Genomic DNA, 15,148 nt, shown 5'->3' with positions numbered 1-15,148 from the left:
AATTCAATGAATTGTAGTAACAAATTCAAGTTAACCGCTGTCGCTTTGATAGTGGGTACCGCAATGAACGCAAACGCAGCATTGTATCAAGTCATCGAAGTATCGCCAGAAGTGAACGGCGATGTTGTTGATTATCAGACCGCTTATGGTGTTGCCATTCAACAGGGTGATGTAATCGATGCGTCAACAGACTCTCCATTTGCCCTAGGTTGCTTTGATGCGACGGCAAACTGCACTCCAGAGCAATTTAAGCTTGCTATTGAAACTCGTACGACACCAATATCTGCAAGCCAAGAAGTTGATGGTAATAGCTACCGCGAAGAAATCCCTTTTGCGATGGATGCAGGGTTTTACTACATCCAAGAGTATAAGGACTTTGAGCGCTACTGTTTTAACCAACTTCGCTATTCTACCTGTGAATCATGGGCTTCAGTAAACTGGACTCCATGGAGTAAAGAGCTAAGTAGAGATTTCACCCCAAATGCTAAAGCATTTGTCGAAAATGACGGTAGCGCTTACGTAAACGAATACAACAATATCATCAATAGCCTAACAGCTGACGGTAAGGCTGTCGGTAACCAGAGTATCAAAGAAGACTCATCTTCTTTAAAAACGCGCAATACCATCGTAGCTCCCGTTCTTCCAAATATTGTTACTGGAGATGGCGAAGCGAGTGTAGTAGAAAGCCACGCATGGAATACGGATGGTGTATTTACGGTTGGAAGCGTATCCAGAACTGCAAGTAATACTAATGGCACTCACCATACCTCCAAAGCCGCTATTTGGGATCAAACTAAAGTTATCAGTGAAGTTCCTTGGCAAAGTGGGACGTCAAAAGACGGCGAAAGACTTGCTCAAGGGAGCATGCGTGATCTCGTAGTAGATGGTACGACCGTGTATGGTGTTGGTTACAACACATATGCCAATGATAATTATCTAAACGCGACCGTATTTGTTGGCAAGTTAGAATCGGAAACCTCCATTGCCAACGTCACCTGGGAAAGCAAAGTGGTTGCAGGAGCGAGACAAAAAGAGGGCGATGAAACAGTTCACCTCAACTCCAGACTTACTGATGTAAACTCAAACTTCGTAGCTATCGGTGAAGCAAAACGTTCCGGTGGGTATTTGATGCCAACGGGTTCTGCGCCAAATCGTTTGTTTATTGTTGATGATGTTCGTTCTGCATCTCTCAGTGCTATTTACCCAACGACGGGCATCTTCTTCAACGGTGCGGGCGGTAAAATGGGTGGTATCAACGCTTACAACGAAATTGTGGGTCAGTTAGATGCGGAATCTACCCGTGAAGATGATGGCAAACCTCGTCGTAAGCGTGGTTTCATTTATCCATACATCCAAGATGATGCAAACAATGTGAGAGCTGAAACACTGTTTGATGGTAAAGCGTGGTTCCTAGATACATTGACAAACGGTGGCGAATATTCAGAGGCAAATAACGCATTCCGTATTATTGATGCAACAGATATTAATGATGCCGGTGTAATATCGGCTACTGCCATGAAATGTGCAGGCGGGTATAACTCTACAGCGCATAACGCTTCTTGTAATGGTACTGAAGAAATTGTTGCAGTGAAATTAATGCCAATTCCTAACCAAACGAAAGAAGATATCGTAGCGCGAAGCGTGGAATCAGACAGCGCTGAACGTCAAGGCGCAGGCCTTGGTTGGTTAGCTTTGACCATGCTTGGTTTGTTTGGGTTCCGTAGAAAATAGTCAGTAATTTTTAATTCAAGCAGAGGCTCACAGAATTGAGTCTCTGCTTTTTTTATGCCTTGAGAAATCGCGCAATTTGATCGATTCTTATAAGTGGAGTCATAAAAACTCCACCAAAGTTTCACAATAACAGCTGTACGTTAGTAAATGGACCTGTATGAGGAATTAACTATGAAGAGACAAAAGCGTGATCGCCTAGAACGAGCTCAATCTCAAGGCTATAAAGCTGGGTTGAATGGAAGGTCTCAAGAGGCTTGCCCGTATCAACAAGTAGACGCTCGGTCGTATTGGTTAGGTGGTTGGCGTGATGCCAGAGATGAAAAACAATCTGGTCTCTATAAATAACTCTCCACATACAACAGAAGGATTCGAAAGGGCTCGTAGAGAGCCTTTTCTCGTAATGACTAAGCATAAAAAAGCCCCAGATAGGGGCCTTAAAAATTTATAGAGAAGGGTAACTAGAAGCTCGAAGTATCTTGGAACAAGCCAACTTTAAGATCCTTCGCAACATAAATTTCTTTGCCGTCAACACATACGCGGCCGTCTGCTAGACCCATCACTAGTTTACGGTTCACAACGCGCTTCATATGAATTTCGTACGTTACTTTCTTAGCAGTTGGTAGAATTTGGCCAGTAAACTTCACTTCACCAACGCCAAGAGCTCGACCTTTGCCTTTGCCGCCGACCCAACCTAAGAAGAAGCCCACTAGCTGCCACATGGCATCTAGACCGAGACAGCCTGGCATTACTGGGTCACCAGGGAAGTGACAATCGAAGAACCAAAGATCTGGAGTAATATCCAACTCTGCAAGAATTAAACCTTTACCAAAATCACCTTCTGTTTCAGACATTTTAGTAACTCGGTCCATCATTAGCATGTTTGGTGCAGGAAGTTGTGGGTAACCCGGACCAAAAAGCTCGCCTTGGCTAGAAGCAAGAAGATCATCACGGTTGTAAGAATCACGTTTGTTTTGCATTATCAATTACTCCAATTTTTGACAGATGCATGTTAGTGAACACGTGTACGCTAAACAACTCCGATCAGTACTAGACAAACCAGTTTTTGATGCGCTGCACAATTCCTTCTGGATGCTCATGTCTTTCAAAATTTTCAATACGTTCGGCGATCTTGCCGATGACGCTATCATCTTCGCCTCTGAATGATTTGCCCATTAGAATTGGTATTGCTTCATCAACGGTAGAAACCGACCAAATATGGAACTCACCATTCTTAATGCTTTCTATGACATCTTTATGTAAAGCAAGGTGCTTCAAGTTCGATTTAGGCATAATAACGCCTTGATGACCAGTGAAGCCTTGGTGTTTACAAACTTGATAAAAACCTTCGATCTTCTCATTTAAGCCGCCTACCGCTTGTACTCGGCCAAATTGGTCCACCGCGCCAGTCACCGCGATTTGTTGATTAACCGGGGATTCAGACAGTGCACTTACCAAACAACATAACTCTGCCAATGAAGCACTATCACCATCCACTTCACTATAGGACTGCTCGAAAACAATAGACGCAGAGTAAGGCAGTGGCTCATCCAAATTCAAAGCAGAGCTTAGAAATGCTTGCATGATCATCATGCCTTTCGCATGAAGATTTCCTCCAAGTTCAGCTTTGCGCTCAACATCGGAAATGTCACCATCTCCAAAGTGAATAACACATGAAATTCGCGCTGGCTCGCCATAAGAGACAGGATGCCCGGCCATATCAATAACCGTGAGTCCGTTAATTTGGCCGACTTGTTCGCCAGTAGTCTCAATGATGACCTGGCCGTCAAGAATGTCATAAACTGCACGTTGAGGAAGGTAAGACTCTCGATAATATTTATCGTCGATGGCTTTATCTATCGCCACATAATCAATGATATTTTGATCGCTAAACTGAGCAGCTAGGCTAAGTAGTTGGCAATGCCACATCACACCTAAAGGCAAATAATGTTGGTCCTCAGTTAAACGCATGCCTGCTAATAGTAACCGTTGAAAAGCACCTTCATCCAACGATGGGAAGCCGTACTCCGAACAAATCCAATTCACCAAACCTACATACAACTCTAAGTTACTTGCAGATAAGTGGATATCTTCTTCAACCTCGGTATACATCGTTAGGCCGGTTGAAAAATCTTCGTCAACATACTCAAGGTCGGCCAATTGATTACGATCGCCAGTAACAATAATCTTAACGTCAAAATCTTTTTCATCGGCCGTTAAAATAGGTAGTCGAGTAGGGCTTACATTCAAGGGTTTTACTGGCTTTCCTTGAATGGCAGACTTAATGCTCGGCCAATATCCGGGATTCGCCAAAATGAGGTTCGCTGGTAAAATCAAATACCCGCCGTTAGCCTTGGAAAGTAATCCAGCTTCAACTACAACATCGCCTTTTAAATCGACACTGTAGCGATCAAACAAGAGCTTTGCGTCCAAAGACTCTGTCATTATTGCAGGCTCTGAATCATCAGTGACCACGTCACAAATAAACTTACGATAAACCGTATTATCTGCACAGTTTATTACCAAAACTCGAGTCAAGCCTTTGATTTTCTTAAATCGTTCAACAGTAGCGAGGAGTCTTGGTTGAAGTTCTACGAACTTCTTCTTAGGTAGAGAGGAGGCAGATTTTAATATGTCTTCGTACTGTTCGAACGAAGGAGTCACGTCTTTCCAATTAAGTTGATTCATTTAATTTCATCATTATTCAATATTGCGGTCATTATAACGAAAGGGCTCTAAACTCCCTAGTGCCAATTGGTGTAGTTGTAAATGCAAATAACTCGTTGAGTATCATTTGGACAAATGAGTGATCAACATCGATACTTCAAAGAGTTTTCATTGATGAATAACTATAACTGGGTTACGCTGTCACCAGGTTAGCTTTATGAGTCAGAAAGAATGAAATATCAGCAACTTGAAAATTTAGAATGTGGATGGAAGTGGAAGTATCTAATCAAAAAATGGAAAGATGGTGAAGCGATTACTAGACATATTGATACAAGTGAAACTGATGCAGCTGTCGCCGAGTTACGACGCATAGAGCACGAACCTACATTAGTGCTAGCTTGGATTGAAAAACACATGTCTGAAGAGCTAGAGAACAAACTCAAGCAGGCAATTCGCGCAAAACGAAAGCGCCACTTCAACGCAGAACAAGTTCATACCAAAAAGAAATCGATCGATCTTGATTACCGTGTTTGGGAAAAATTATCTAATCGAGCCAATGAACTGGGGTGTACGCTGTCTGATGCCATTGAATATCTACTTTCAGAAGCCTCAAGAAGTGAAAAAGCAAGCCAGAAAGTTACGTCCATCAAAGAAGACTTGAGTAAGCTACTATCCAGCTAAGGAGTGTTAGATGCTATATGTGATATTAATTGCTGCAATCGTCATATTCTGGTTGATCGCCGTGGATAGACCCGTGTTAAAAGTGAATTTTGATGACGGCCACTTGAGCAAGGTAAAAGGGCATATACCTCCATCTTTTAAACATAACTTACAAGATATTGGCGAACATGACCCGTTTACTGGTGAACTCAAAGTGTACAACCAACGCTCCGGAATGAGGCTGGTCTTTTCTAAAGACGTACCAAAGAAAGTTCAACAACGAATTCGAAATGTTTTTCCTCATCAAGGTTTCAAAGCTAATAAAGGCAAGAAACAAGCTTAGCCGACATATCAATTACTTATCTACGTTAAACGGGACGCAAAATTGTGTCCCGTTTTAGCATTTGACGCATAAAAAATTACAATCAGTCCATTTATCAAAAATGGATTTACGAATGCGATACGTTGTCACTTTATTTTTATTATTGTTACCCACAACATCAACATTGGCCGATGATTCAGAAACAAATCCAGTGGCTAAGAAAATCAAATCGACGCTACAAAAGAAAGTCGATAAGCAGTTCGACCAATATGATGGTTATTGCGATTTAATGATTGAAATGGAACATAAAGGAAAAGTAGCAATAGTAAAACGAGTTACTGGAAGCGGAGATACAACAGTTTGCCGTTTTGCTCGTTCAAACTTAAAAACCGGTAAGCGATATCGTTACAAACATCCTGAAAAATATATCCGCATACATATAACAACTGGTTCGTGAACCTTCAGTTTAAAGTAAGCAATACCGAGTTACCGCAAATCAATTGGTTTTCTATAATCCGTAGATAGAAGTAGCATGGGAATGAATTGCAAAAAAGTTTAATGGGCTTGGATCGTCAGGAATCTCAATGGCTTGTGCCGGATTTGCTGTAGTGTTTACAAGCCCATTAGAACCACTACATCAGTACGCATTATGTATAAGCTGGTAAATGAGGAGTTAGGCTGGCGCCCCTGCTTGTAAGGCATTGATTAAGCGGGGGTTTATAGACTTATCTTCGAGTAAACCGTATACCACATCCTGATCATCCAACCCTAATAAGTCGGCGATTTTAAAGGCAATTTCCCAATCAAGAACACTGCGACCATTGCGGTAATTGCTAATTCTACTTGTGCCAACGTCCAAAACCTTAGCTAACTGATAGTCAGAGGTAAGTTCCAACTGGTTTTTCAGTTTATCTAAAAGCACATTTGTGTAGTTAGTCATGTTCCCGCATCCTTTCGCAATGTTGTTAAATTTTAGTGGATAGTCTGGCTTCTTTCACTACCGCAAGCCACTTGCGTGCTTAAAAAGATTTCCTTAACGTTGTTTTTGAGACAGGAAATCAATAGCTTGCGGAGGCTACAACATGGAACGTATCGTTACCGACCCAATTCACTTACCTTGCCCAGATATGGTAGGGTGCATCAATCCAGACCCAGCTAAAACAGCAAACTCACTTCATAAGATTGCACAATTACGCGAAAAGTTCGCTGAGCAATTCCCTAAGAAGAAACAAACCTACATTCCTACACGTTTTCGTCAGGGGGTTGTAGCATGAATTTGAGTATCTGGAAAACGCGCCGCAATCAGCGCCAACTTGTTGCATCGCAATGCAATGGAACTCATATTTACTTCGACAGTTTTGAACTGGAAACCGTTGAAGCCTCTCTTTGGCTTTATCAAGGAATGACGCTTGTTGCTTGTGTCAAAGCACAAAATGCCACGTTAGCCGATATTATTAACGCCGCTCATCGTATGGCGACACTTGGCGCTCAAAACAACGGCGAACCATTACACCAAATCCGCAAGCAAGATGAAGCGCCCCAAGTGGGCGCGGATTCTTCCACCGAGCTTTGTGACGGTTGTAAAAACACGTTCAAACAAGACCACGTTATTTGCCCTGATTGCTCTCAGTTGGCTGAGGGGATTTAATCGTGAATCTGCATGTACTTGGTGTGTTTATTGTTGGTTTGCTGTGTTTCTGCATGGGTAAAGACCATTCCGAAAAGGCGTTCAACTGGTCAGATTTAAGCGACGGTGAAATTATCATTTTAGTTTGGGCGGTTGTGGGCTGCGTGTTTTACCTGCTTGATTACTCGCAAGTAATAAGAGAGGTGTTATGAAGCACCTATACCAACCGCAACCAGAGCGAAAGATCACCAATTTACTTAGCCCGCACGATGTGGGCTTTATTACGGCGTTAGCGCAAGACGTTACCGTTACCGAGAAAAATATCGCCGCTATCGAAAGCGGTTTTTTTAGTGCTCCAAACCGTGATTGGATGGAAAGTGAACTGCAAAAGTTCAAGTCATTGGATCAAATCCACCATTTACGCACCTTAAAAAGTGCCGAACTTGGGCGCGAAGCGCTGGACGAAGTCCAGAAAAGACTAGGCTCGTCAAAGGGCGCAAAAGTCGGACACGGAAAACGTAAGCAGATAGACCGCTTAATCACCCGTTCTCGACGTCTGCCGCCGCGCCATAAAACGGAATCGTTTTGTGGCGATAACGTGACCGATGAATATCGAGCACGCGCACAAGCGCAAACAGGCTGGATTCGCAACGAACACAATCGCCTTGAATGGCAACCCATTGGCACTAGCCGAGCCTATTTAATGTCTCGCGGTTGGGCACAACAACTGAAAATGCAGGTGAAATACCACCCAAGCCCGTCCGATGCACCTGAACCACAAACGGGTGAGCGATTCACTGAGAAACTGACGCCTCGCGCTGTGAAGAAAATCTTTGAATCGGGCGCTTATGTCGCGGCGTGTCATGGTGGGTTTAGCACCTTTCTCACGCTGACTTTTACGCAAAAGCAACGCGAGCGCATTTTTGGTGGCGAAGCGGTCACCGATGAGGGGCTGCCATATTGCCCAATCCAAACCACGATTGGCGCCGAGGTGTCACGCTTTCTTAACGCTCTCAAGAAAATGTACCAACGCGGGTTTGAGTATTCCGCAAGCGAAGCGGGCTCACTTGGGCTTGACGGTGACAAGGTCAAAGTTGCGGGCAGAATCGGACGCCCACTCAAAGCGGCATGGAAAGACGACCAAGAGATTAAACACGTTAAAGAAATTCATGGACCAACCGCCAACCCGTTTGATTTTCATTACATTTGGGTCGCAGAGTCACCGGCTAACGAAGATGGTGAACCCAATCCCCACGTGCATGTGCTGCTGAACTGGCGAGTGGAATCACACCATTTTGCAGGATGGGCAAACCGCATCGAGCAACTTTGGGGCAATGGCATGGCGCACCTGGAGAAAATCAAATTCAGCGAAGCGGCGGCGGGCTATCTCATCAAAGCGGTGGGTTACGCAGCCAAGGGCGACAACGCCGACCAAGGACTGATAAAAGGCAACCGCTACAACATCGCACGCTGTAGCCGCGCACCCGATTGGGATGTGTTGGCATCGTTCGAAGTGGACAACATGACGGGCATCATTAAAGAGTGCGGTTACATGTTGGAGCAATGGCGCAAGCCGATGCAACGTGAAATCCGACGTAAAGAGACCAAAAAGCAAGACGCGATTCGCGCTATCGACATTAACCGTAAGCAGGGCAATCTCGATGCGGTGCAAAAGCTTAACCATCTGATTAAGAAGCTTGAGCACGAAGCCCGCCAAATTCGCAACCAAATCAAGAGCCGCGGCACGTTCGCCAGTAGCCTAAACCAATTTTCTATCGTGTTTGAGGGTGAAAAAGCCCAACGCAAAGCGGGCGCGTTTCTCTATTGGGCACGCGGTGCGCGTGGTTGGTCGATGAAGTGCACCGCCGAGCGCAAAGGTAATGACTTAGCACTAATTCGCGACGATGCCAGCGACATTTACGCCGAACAGTTTGAACGATTTCAACTGCGCCAAGCCAACTGGAAAAGCCAGCTGGCACAAGTGCAACCGCCAGAACCGGACATCAACATAATTAAGAGCAATGACATGGCGATTTACCATGATTATTGCCACTCAGTTCATTAGCCCCTTTGGGCAATTGCTTGCGACAACGATTTCAGCAACTAGGTAAAAGGACAACCCAATGAGCACCATCGACAAAATCACCCAAGAAATGGAAGCCGAAGTGAAGCGCAGCAAGGGCGGCGTGTTTTGGCGTCTATTGCTGGTCTGGATGAAAGAAGTCAACAAACAGATTCAGAACAAACCGAATACCGACGACGAACTAGCCGAGGCTTAAACAATGGAAATGCTATCTCTTAAAGAATGTCAGCAAGCAATGGCCGCGCTTGATGCCGCCGACAAACTCAACGCCAGCGTGGAAAACGAACTGAGTCAGTTCAAAAACATGGACACCAATGCGATTATCAAGCGTGCAAGCAAGATGCTCATGACGGGCAACTTGTCGCTTGAAGCGTTTGGGTTAAATCCGACGCTATTTCAGCAAATCGAGCAGTTAACCAAGCTCAATAACAAGGTGCGTGCAAAGTATCGCGGTTGTGTGCAAGACAACATTCAGCAATTGGAAAGTGTCGAGGCCACCGCCGATGAGTAAACATCCAAACCCAATTCGTGGGCACGTTTCGTGCCCCGTTTGTCATACCGCTTCAACCGTGCATCGTGTCGGTGAGGGCAAGTTGATTGCCGAGGGCGAGCCAACCAAAAACGGGCGCAACTTAGGGCTGCTGTATTACAAGTGCCCAAACTGTGGCAACAGCCCAATGAGTAAGAGCATTAACGCCTTTGTGGAATCCAACATGGTTGACTCGGTTGAACAACTGGAAGTGAGTGACGCGGTCACAATTGACGCCGAATTACCAACGGTTGAGCCAGTGGTTGAAACCGTTGCAAGTATTGATATACCTAGCGTTGAAGCAATTGAACAGGTTAACGCGCCAAGCGTTGAAACCGAACCGCCAACCGAACCTGAGCCCGTTAAAAACCCGCCGTTTCCGGTGAAAAAAGTCTTAGCGGGGATTGCGTTTGTCGCCTTGTTGATTTGGGCAATCCGTCAACTGATGCCAACCAAGCAGCCAACCGAACCAGAAAGCGAACAAGGGGAAACCGTCAATGCAGGGTGAAATTGAAAACCAACCAGATATGGACGATTGGGGCGACTTCTCCGCGGTTATCAGCGGATTGGAACAAACTGAAGTCAGCGAGTTAACCGACTTACCAACCGAAGCCGCCAACGACGACAGCAAACCCGCGGGTGAGATGTTTCAAGGCGCATTGTCGGTGTTGTTCACCATTGCCGAGCAAGCCACGACGATTATTTCCGGTGTGGATTTTGAGTTTGACGAAAAAGGCAAAGCGGCGGTGATTGATGCGGCGTTGCCAGTGCTTGAAAAGCATGGTGACACGGTCACGTCAATGTTCGGTAATTACATGGAAGAAGCGGTGCTTGGCTTGGCGGTGTTGTCGCTGGTCTACAGTGCCAAGAAAACCATGGCATACCAAAAAGAACTATTAGTGATAGAGGAGAAAAAACAGCGTGAGCAAAAAGAAAAAGACGCCGCTTAAATTCCCCAATCCGGTCAACTCCAATCCGTCACACGATGCCGAGCATGTCATCTATGTGGCGGGCACGGGCGGGGGAAAAACCTCCGCCGTTAAGCACTTGGGGTTAGTGCCAAAAGCCGCGCAAGCAGTTTTTTTTGACCCTTATCGCAACTACGCGGGGGCGAAATTCCGCGGCCAACAATGCCTTGAAACCAGTTCTCGCGTGGCGTTTGTCAAAGCGTTGGTGATGGCACGTAAGCGCGGCAAGTCGTTCAAGTTGGCGTATATCCCCAAAGATGGGGCTTGCTCAGAAGAATTGGAGTTCTTCAGTGCCGCGGTGTGGGCAGTGGGTAATGGCGACGCCAAACAACTGCATGTGATCATCGAAGAGCTTGCAAGCTGCGTGGAGACGTCCGGCAAACTCAAAGGCAAGACGGGCGAATTGTGGCGCGGTGGGCGTCAATATGGGATTGTGCTGCATTCGATTTTCCAACGCGGCAGGAAGTGCCCAAGACCGTGACCGAGCAATCGCCTGTATGGTGGATTGGTGCGGTCAACTCGATGGCCGATGCACGATGGCTCGCGGATAAAAAAGGGTTGTGCGTCGATACCTTGGCGGGCTTGAAATCAGCCAAGAACAACAAAGCCGCAATTGGTAAGCCGGTTGCCGAATATATGCTCGTTCGTGACGGTATCGGCAACGTCGAAAAAGGCGCGTTCAATTGCCTGACAGGTACATTAAGCGATGCTAAGTCGCTGTTCTAATTGTAATTATAGAATAAATGATATGCTGCTGGTATTATTGACGTGAAAAATCAAACCCAACAACCATTAGGCTTAAAAAATAAACCGTATGACTATGAAAATTATTAGATTAATACCATATTTAGTTCAGGCGCTGATTCTATACTTGACTTACGCACTTAGTAAGTTTGGCATATCCGCGCTGTTTGCTTTAATCATCATAATAACATCTTCAATCATGACATCATATTACAGGCGCAAACTATTAACGATAGATGGCTCGGGAGTGGGGATACTTGCACTGATGAGCGCTTTCTCATTATTTGTGTCTTACCTAGTTTATTTCAATGGGATGCACTCCCTAAAAGAAGCCCTAGCGCTACAATCCTGGGGGAGTTTTTTAACTAGTGTGGAGGCTCGTGATTGGTACAATGGCTTTTACAATAGTCTCTTTTACTACGGCAGGTCGTTAGTCGATGCTGCAACTCCACCTATAGGGATTACCAGTGAGCCTTTTTCAGATATATTTGCATTAACAGTAATTTTATTCTGTGTTGAATTCCTATGCTTGCTTTTCTCCTCTAAATTCCTACGTACGTAACAATTCAAAAGGGTTAATTTTATTACCCATCCAACCTATAGGTTAACCACTTAACCTATAGGTTGCGCCCGCTTTCGCTTCCTCTCAAATCCCTGTTTCATGAAATCACTTTTTAACCGTGTACAACCGAAAGGAACACCATGAAACAGCAACATAAAAACCTTTTGATGGCACTGATTATCACGCTCATCGTGATTGCGGCTATCAACAACATCAGCGTACTGACGCCAGTGCGTGAAACCCTTAACGGCGACAAAGGATGGTTCTAATGGAAGCGTTAAAACAGCCTTTTAACCCACGTCCACGTGAGCTTGACCCAGTTGAAGGTGTGAACTGGGGCAACCAAGCCACATTGCGCTTGGTATCGGGCCCAACTTACCAAAACATCGAGCTAGTCACTGACATTCTTGACCCTGCGGACATTGAGCGCATTGCGGTCAAAGTGAACGGTCGTGAAATTGTCAACGTGACAGGTCAAGACCTTATCGACTTGCAAGAGCACAAGAAAGAGTACGTGCAAGCGGGTCGCTACGTGTTGAACTTCTCTGACATGACGATGCGTACAAAACTGGGTATCCGTACAGGTGAGCTTGTGACCCTACAGGGCGAAATCTGGTTTATGTACATCCAGCTAAAAGCCAAGACAGGGACAGCGGCGCCAATGATTCGTGCTCGCGCTCATACCACCGCGGCGCAAACTCAGCGTATCTACATGCCACGCCTTTACTCGCAAACGTGGTACGCCGCGGCGAGTGGTCGCACGCCGTTTGACTTTGCCGAGCGTAGCGCGGCGCTGTCTATCAAGCGTTTGCACCTAAAAGACAACACGATTGAACGCGTTCGTGTGCTGCGTGATGAACGTGAAGAGCTCAACGTCAACAAAGCCGATAACGCCTACGACTTAGCCGCGGCCATGAAACAACTGGCGTTTGAAGTGGAAAAAACGGCAGCGGGCAGTATTCCGGTACTGATTGAAGCCATCGAACAAGTGGCGGTGCCTACCGCGCAGTAAGGGGGCGTTATGGCGCAAGAGCAAAGCATGTGGGGCTCCATTTGGGATGGCGTGTTAGAAACGGGCGGCGAACTGCTGACTGACGTCACCGACTTGGGTAAAGACTGGCTCGGCGTAAAGATTGAGAACGAAGCTCAACGCGTCGAATCCAGTAATCCAGATGAACAGCGCAAGCACAATAACGACTACCAACAACCCACAGGTGAGCCTGTTTACACCTCCGCGTTTGCGGGGGTGACAACCACGCACCTTATGATGGGCGCGATGCTGTTCGTACTGTTGTTATTGGCGGTGTTCTACGTCGCTAAGGGGAAGAAGTAATGCCGTTTATTCCATACCTAATTGCAGGTGCGGTCGGCGTTTGGGCGGGCGTCAAAGTGTCGGGCGGGTTTGACCGCATCGGCTTGGTGCTCGCTCTGCTTCTGGTTTGTTACATCCTGTACAAGAAAGGATTCAAATTATGATTGGTGGGCTATTAGGTAACTCCGGTTCGATGCCAATTAGTGCCAACGGTGGCCCCGCAACCAGTGGCGCCAATGGTAAGTCGGGCGGCAGCCTGTCAGTGGGTAGCATCAACATGGGCGGCGCGAGTGTGTTTAACCCGTCCACGTTGATGATGATTGCAGTAATTGTGATTGTGGCGGTGTTGCTATGGAAAAAGAAGTGATTGAAGTGGTGACGCAATCGAAACGGGCGCTTGGGGAACTCAAGCCCGCGTTTCGTGCTTGCCCGCAGGCTTACACCGAATTGTGTAAAGCGGTGAATGAGGGGCGTGTGAGTCTGTATCGCCTCAAAAGCGCCGATTGTTCGTTAGTGATTGCGGGTGAGCGTGACGGTGACAACTACTTTTTGTGGGGCGTCGCGGGTCGCGGTCTGCGTTCGGGCATCAAACAACTGGTTAATGTCGTCAAAGCTGCGGGTATGTCATCCATGACCGCCGACACCGCCTTTAGTGGCGTGGCGCGTTTGGTGCGTTCGATTGGCGTCACTGCCAAGCAAGACGGTGACTTTATCCGCTTAGATTTGGGGGTGTTGTAGATGGGCAGTTCTAAATCCAAGTCGAGTAATACCAGTAACACCACTAACGTCAGCGGTCAGAACGCCATTAGTGGTGACAACCTCGGCGTTGCCATTTCGGGTGTGAACAACTCGACCATTAACACCACCATGACCGACCACGGCGCCGTGACTGCCGCCATGGAGCTTGGCGGGGAAATGCTCAACAGTAATGAGCGCATTTCGCTGGAAGCCATGGACACCACGCACGACATCGCCGAAACCGCGATTGATGAAGTGGTCGATTTTGCGGGCAGCTCATTGGCTACCTACGCCTCAACCAACAGCGAAAACCTCGATATGTTGGCGGGACTGGCGGGCAGCCAAGCGGCGCAAAACTCAAAGAACCTCGAAGCCATGATGGACTTGGCGAAATTCAAACAGGACGGCGGGCAAGTCGAAACAAGCAAAATGATGGTGGTATTAGCAATCGTGCTTGTGTTGGTGCTTGGCTACGTAATGGTGAAGAAACGATGAACACGCAACTATTAGCGGGTCAAGCCATCCCGCTGACGCCAGATGGTAATTGGCTGTATCTGAAAGCGGCGCAAGCTGAAATCGAAATCTATCGTGAATCGTCCGGTGAGCGCGTCACGCTCGGTAAGTCGTCGGTGTTTAACGTAGGCGAGGGTAAACACCTTGGGCGTTTGCTTATCTCTAGCCGCACCGACAACGAAATCGAAATTCAGTTTGGTTATGGATCATTTATGCCACCTGTTGAGGGTCAAAGTGTGGTGGTTCAAGCCTTGCCGAATGTGGTGATTGAACAACTGCCTGCGGTAGAAATCGCACCCAATCAACAACTGGCAGTGAATCAGCTTCCCGCGGTTGAATTGGCCGCGAATCAACAGCTTGGCGTCACGACGTTGCCGCCTGTTGAGTTCAAAGCGCCGCAACCCGTGAATGTTCAATCGTTGCCCGCGGTCACGCTCGAAGCTGCGCAAGTGGTCAAAGTGGATGAGCAAGTCAGTAGTAATCTCATCACCGAAGCGGTGAGCGTGTTCCCGCACAACATGGCACAAAACGCCACGCGCAAAGCCATCACGATTAAGGCAGCGAAAGCCAACACCGCCTCGGTGTTTATTGACGCATTTGAACTGGAAGCGGGCGAGCGCATCACCATCAAAAGCACCGCCGCCATGACATTAACAGGCACGGCGGGTGACGCCGTCACGATTATGGAGATTTAA

24 protein-coding genes and 2 pseudogenes are annotated in these 15,148 nt (G+C 46.7%); 23 read left to right on the top strand and 3 right to left on the bottom strand.

Annotation, left to right across the window (positions count from 1 at the left end):
- The first annotated feature begins 6 nt into the window (after positions 1–6).
- A complete protein-coding gene (locus ACYJZR_RS07740) occupies positions 7–1,731 on the top strand; it encodes a DUF3466 family protein (protein ID WP_029830334.1) in 1,725 nt (574 codons plus the stop codon).
- A 171-nt stretch (positions 1,732–1,902) separates the two neighbouring features.
- On the top strand, positions 1,903–2,076 hold the full coding sequence (gene rmf, locus ACYJZR_RS07735) for a ribosome modulation factor (protein ID WP_005494976.1): 174 nt from the start codon (positions 1,903–1,905) through the stop codon (positions 2,074–2,076).
- 113 nt (positions 2,077–2,189) lie between these two features.
- Here the strand turns inward: rmf and fabA are convergent, their stop codons facing one another.
- Positions 2,190–2,708, bottom strand: a complete 519-nt coding sequence (fabA, locus tag ACYJZR_RS07730; RefSeq protein WP_005390081.1) for a bifunctional 3-hydroxydecanoyl-ACP dehydratase/trans-2-decenoyl-ACP isomerase — start codon at positions 2,706–2,708, stop codon at positions 2,190–2,192.
- 70 nt (positions 2,709–2,778) lie between these two features.
- Complete coding sequence (locus ACYJZR_RS07725; RefSeq protein WP_025796350.1) at positions 2,779–4,416, bottom strand: AAA family ATPase; 1,638 nt, start codon at positions 4,414–4,416, stop codon at positions 2,779–2,781.
- A gap of 210 nt (positions 4,417–4,626) precedes the next feature.
- On the opposite strand from ACYJZR_RS07725, the gene matP reads away from it, so the two are divergent.
- From matP to ACYJZR_RS07705, 4 genes and pseudogenes are all read left to right on the top strand, one after another.
- Positions 4,627–5,076, top strand: coding sequence for a macrodomain Ter protein MatP (matP, locus tag ACYJZR_RS07720; protein ID WP_025503614.1), 450 nt, complete (start codon positions 4,627–4,629; stop codon positions 5,074–5,076).
- 10 nt (positions 5,077–5,086) lie between these two features.
- On the top strand, positions 5,087–5,398 hold the full coding sequence (locus tag ACYJZR_RS07715) for a DUF3634 family protein (RefSeq protein ID WP_102600760.1): 312 nt from the start codon (positions 5,087–5,089) through the stop codon (positions 5,396–5,398).
- Between the two features lie 112 nt (positions 5,399–5,510).
- Entirely contained in the window at positions 5,511–5,834 is a 324-nt protein-coding gene (locus tag ACYJZR_RS07710) for a hypothetical protein (protein ID WP_169052835.1), read from the top strand.
- Between the two features lie 85 nt (positions 5,835–5,919).
- Positions 5,920–6,042: pseudogene (locus tag ACYJZR_RS07705) on the top strand (DUF3693 domain-containing protein); the annotation flags it as partial.
- Positions 6,043–6,050: 8 nt separating this feature from the next.
- Here the strand turns inward: ACYJZR_RS07705 and ACYJZR_RS07700 are convergent.
- Positions 6,051–6,317 (bottom strand): helix-turn-helix domain-containing protein, encoded by a 267-nt coding sequence (locus ACYJZR_RS07700; RefSeq protein WP_021448543.1) that lies wholly within the window; start codon positions 6,315–6,317, stop codon positions 6,051–6,053.
- Between the two features lie 142 nt (positions 6,318–6,459).
- Here ACYJZR_RS07700 and ACYJZR_RS07695 point away from each other — a divergent pair, with 142 nt between their 5' ends.
- The 17 genes and pseudogenes from ACYJZR_RS07695 to ACYJZR_RS07615 all read left to right on the top strand — a co-directional run bounded on the left by ACYJZR_RS07695 (position 6,460) and on the right by ACYJZR_RS07615 (position 15,148).
- Positions 6,460–6,651: a hypothetical protein gene (locus ACYJZR_RS07695; RefSeq protein WP_072847759.1), complete on the top strand. Its 192-nt coding sequence runs from the start codon at positions 6,460–6,462 to the stop codon at positions 6,649–6,651.
- Positions 6,648–7,025, top strand: coding sequence for a hypothetical protein (locus tag ACYJZR_RS07690; RefSeq protein ID WP_029796754.1), 378 nt, complete (start codon positions 6,648–6,650; stop codon positions 7,023–7,025). Before ACYJZR_RS07695 ends, ACYJZR_RS07690 begins: the two co-directional genes overlap by 4 nt.
- Before the next feature lie 2 nt (positions 7,026–7,027).
- The gene (locus ACYJZR_RS07685) at positions 7,028–7,216 is read left to right on the top strand and encodes a hypothetical protein (protein WP_025543256.1); all 189 of its coding nucleotides are present in this window, start codon (positions 7,028–7,030) and stop codon (positions 7,214–7,216) included.
- A complete protein-coding gene (locus ACYJZR_RS07680) occupies positions 7,213–9,069 on the top strand; it encodes a hypothetical protein (protein ID WP_072847760.1) in 1,857 nt (618 codons plus the stop codon). Before ACYJZR_RS07685 ends, ACYJZR_RS07680 begins: the two co-directional genes overlap by 4 nt.
- 58 nt (positions 9,070–9,127) lie before the next feature.
- Positions 9,128–9,283: a hypothetical protein gene (locus ACYJZR_RS07675; protein WP_162833715.1), complete on the top strand. Its 156-nt coding sequence runs from the start codon at positions 9,128–9,130 to the stop codon at positions 9,281–9,283.
- 3 nt (positions 9,284–9,286) lie between these two features.
- Entirely contained in the window at positions 9,287–9,598 is a 312-nt protein-coding gene (locus ACYJZR_RS07670; RefSeq protein WP_005479386.1) for a hypothetical protein, read from the top strand.
- On the top strand, positions 9,591–10,124 hold the full coding sequence (locus ACYJZR_RS07665; RefSeq protein WP_175547329.1) for a hypothetical protein: 534 nt from the start codon (positions 9,591–9,593) through the stop codon (positions 10,122–10,124). The genes ACYJZR_RS07670 and ACYJZR_RS07665 overlap by 8 nt, the downstream gene beginning before the upstream one ends.
- Positions 10,114–10,566, top strand: coding sequence for a hypothetical protein (locus ACYJZR_RS07660; RefSeq protein WP_025537008.1), 453 nt, complete (start codon positions 10,114–10,116; stop codon positions 10,564–10,566). The genes ACYJZR_RS07665 and ACYJZR_RS07660 overlap by 11 nt, the downstream gene beginning before the upstream one ends.
- A pseudogene (locus ACYJZR_RS07655) lies at positions 10,538–11,310 on the top strand (hypothetical protein). Before ACYJZR_RS07660 ends, ACYJZR_RS07655 begins: the two are co-directional and overlap by 29 nt.
- Before the next feature lie 720 nt (positions 11,311–12,030).
- Complete coding sequence (locus ACYJZR_RS07650; protein WP_005455307.1) at positions 12,031–12,159, top strand: hypothetical protein; 129 nt, start codon at positions 12,031–12,033, stop codon at positions 12,157–12,159.
- Positions 12,159–12,902, top strand: a complete 744-nt coding sequence (locus tag ACYJZR_RS07645) for a major capsid protein P2 (protein ID WP_406966445.1) — start codon at positions 12,159–12,161, stop codon at positions 12,900–12,902. The genes ACYJZR_RS07650 and ACYJZR_RS07645 overlap by 1 nt, the downstream gene beginning before the upstream one ends.
- A 9-nt stretch (positions 12,903–12,911) precedes the next feature.
- A complete protein-coding gene (locus ACYJZR_RS07640; protein WP_005455318.1) occupies positions 12,912–13,223 on the top strand; it encodes a hypothetical protein in 312 nt (103 codons plus the stop codon).
- Entirely contained in the window at positions 13,223–13,366 is a 144-nt protein-coding gene (locus ACYJZR_RS07635; protein WP_005455316.1) for a hypothetical protein, read from the top strand. The genes ACYJZR_RS07640 and ACYJZR_RS07635 overlap by 1 nt, the downstream gene beginning before the upstream one ends.
- Positions 13,363–13,569 (top strand): hypothetical protein, encoded by a 207-nt coding sequence (locus tag ACYJZR_RS07630; RefSeq protein ID WP_005455329.1) that lies wholly within the window; start codon positions 13,363–13,365, stop codon positions 13,567–13,569. Before ACYJZR_RS07635 ends, ACYJZR_RS07630 begins: the two co-directional genes overlap by 4 nt.
- Positions 13,554–13,940, top strand: coding sequence for a hypothetical protein (locus ACYJZR_RS07625; RefSeq protein WP_029849778.1), 387 nt, complete (start codon positions 13,554–13,556; stop codon positions 13,938–13,940). The genes ACYJZR_RS07630 and ACYJZR_RS07625 overlap by 16 nt, the downstream gene beginning before the upstream one ends.
- Entirely contained in the window at positions 13,941–14,435 is a 495-nt protein-coding gene (locus tag ACYJZR_RS07620; protein WP_005389725.1) for a hypothetical protein, read from the top strand.
- On the top strand, positions 14,432–15,148 hold the full coding sequence (locus tag ACYJZR_RS07615; protein WP_072847768.1) for a hypothetical protein: 717 nt from the start codon (positions 14,432–14,434) through the stop codon (positions 15,146–15,148). Before ACYJZR_RS07620 ends, ACYJZR_RS07615 begins: the two co-directional genes overlap by 4 nt.

It is taken from the genome of Vibrio sp. RC2502 (genome assembly GCF_054850435.1).
The sequence above is the reverse complement of the archived record's forward strand: the minus strand, read 5'-3'. Positions and strand labels throughout refer to the sequence as shown.

Bases quoted from the DNA above. Each gene is read 5' to 3' on its own strand.
- ACYJZR_RS07740 (WP_029830334.1), top strand. From the start codon at position 7: ATGAATTGTAGTAACAAATTCAAGTTAACCGCTGTCGCTTTGATAGTG.
- rmf (WP_005494976.1), top strand. From the start codon at position 1,903: ATGAAGAGACAAAAGCGTGATCGCCTAGAACGAGCTCAATCTCAAGGC.
- fabA (WP_005390081.1), bottom strand. From the start codon at position 2,708: ATGCAAAACAAACGTGATTCTTACAACCGTGATGATCTTCTTGCTTCT.
- ACYJZR_RS07725 (WP_025796350.1), bottom strand. From the start codon at position 4,416: ATGAATCAACTTAATTGGAAAGACGTGACTCCTTCGTTCGAACAGTAC.
- matP (WP_025503614.1), top strand. From the start codon at position 4,627: ATGAAATATCAGCAACTTGAAAATTTAGAATGTGGATGGAAGTGGAAG.
- ACYJZR_RS07715 (WP_102600760.1), top strand. From the start codon at position 5,087: ATGCTATATGTGATATTAATTGCTGCAATCGTCATATTCTGGTTGATC.
- ACYJZR_RS07710 (WP_169052835.1), top strand. From the start codon at position 5,511: ATGCGATACGTTGTCACTTTATTTTTATTATTGTTACCCACAACATCA.
- ACYJZR_RS07700 (WP_021448543.1), bottom strand. From the start codon at position 6,317: ATGACTAACTACACAAATGTGCTTTTAGATAAACTGAAAAACCAGTTG.
- ACYJZR_RS07695 (WP_072847759.1), top strand. From the start codon at position 6,460: ATGGAACGTATCGTTACCGACCCAATTCACTTACCTTGCCCAGATATG.
- ACYJZR_RS07690 (WP_029796754.1), top strand. From the start codon at position 6,648: ATGAATTTGAGTATCTGGAAAACGCGCCGCAATCAGCGCCAACTTGTT.
- ACYJZR_RS07680 (WP_072847760.1), top strand. From the start codon at position 7,213: ATGAAGCACCTATACCAACCGCAACCAGAGCGAAAGATCACCAATTTA.
- ACYJZR_RS07675 (WP_162833715.1), top strand. From the start codon at position 9,128: ATGAGCACCATCGACAAAATCACCCAAGAAATGGAAGCCGAAGTGAAG.
- ACYJZR_RS07670 (WP_005479386.1), top strand. From the start codon at position 9,287: ATGGAAATGCTATCTCTTAAAGAATGTCAGCAAGCAATGGCCGCGCTT.
- ACYJZR_RS07665 (WP_175547329.1), top strand. From the start codon at position 9,591: ATGAGTAAACATCCAAACCCAATTCGTGGGCACGTTTCGTGCCCCGTT.
- ACYJZR_RS07660 (WP_025537008.1), top strand. From the start codon at position 10,114: ATGCAGGGTGAAATTGAAAACCAACCAGATATGGACGATTGGGGCGAC.
- ACYJZR_RS07650 (WP_005455307.1), top strand. From the start codon at position 12,031: ATGAAACAGCAACATAAAAACCTTTTGATGGCACTGATTATCACGCTC.
- ACYJZR_RS07645 (WP_406966445.1), top strand. From the start codon at position 12,159: ATGGAAGCGTTAAAACAGCCTTTTAACCCACGTCCACGTGAGCTTGAC.
- ACYJZR_RS07640 (WP_005455318.1), top strand. From the start codon at position 12,912: ATGGCGCAAGAGCAAAGCATGTGGGGCTCCATTTGGGATGGCGTGTTA.
- ACYJZR_RS07635 (WP_005455316.1), top strand. From the start codon at position 13,223: ATGCCGTTTATTCCATACCTAATTGCAGGTGCGGTCGGCGTTTGGGCG.
- ACYJZR_RS07630 (WP_005455329.1), top strand. From the start codon at position 13,363: ATGATTGGTGGGCTATTAGGTAACTCCGGTTCGATGCCAATTAGTGCC.
- ACYJZR_RS07625 (WP_029849778.1), top strand. From the start codon at position 13,554: ATGGAAAAAGAAGTGATTGAAGTGGTGACGCAATCGAAACGGGCGCTT.
- ACYJZR_RS07620 (WP_005389725.1), top strand. From the start codon at position 13,941: ATGGGCAGTTCTAAATCCAAGTCGAGTAATACCAGTAACACCACTAAC.
- ACYJZR_RS07615 (WP_072847768.1), top strand. From the start codon at position 14,432: ATGAACACGCAACTATTAGCGGGTCAAGCCATCCCGCTGACGCCAGAT.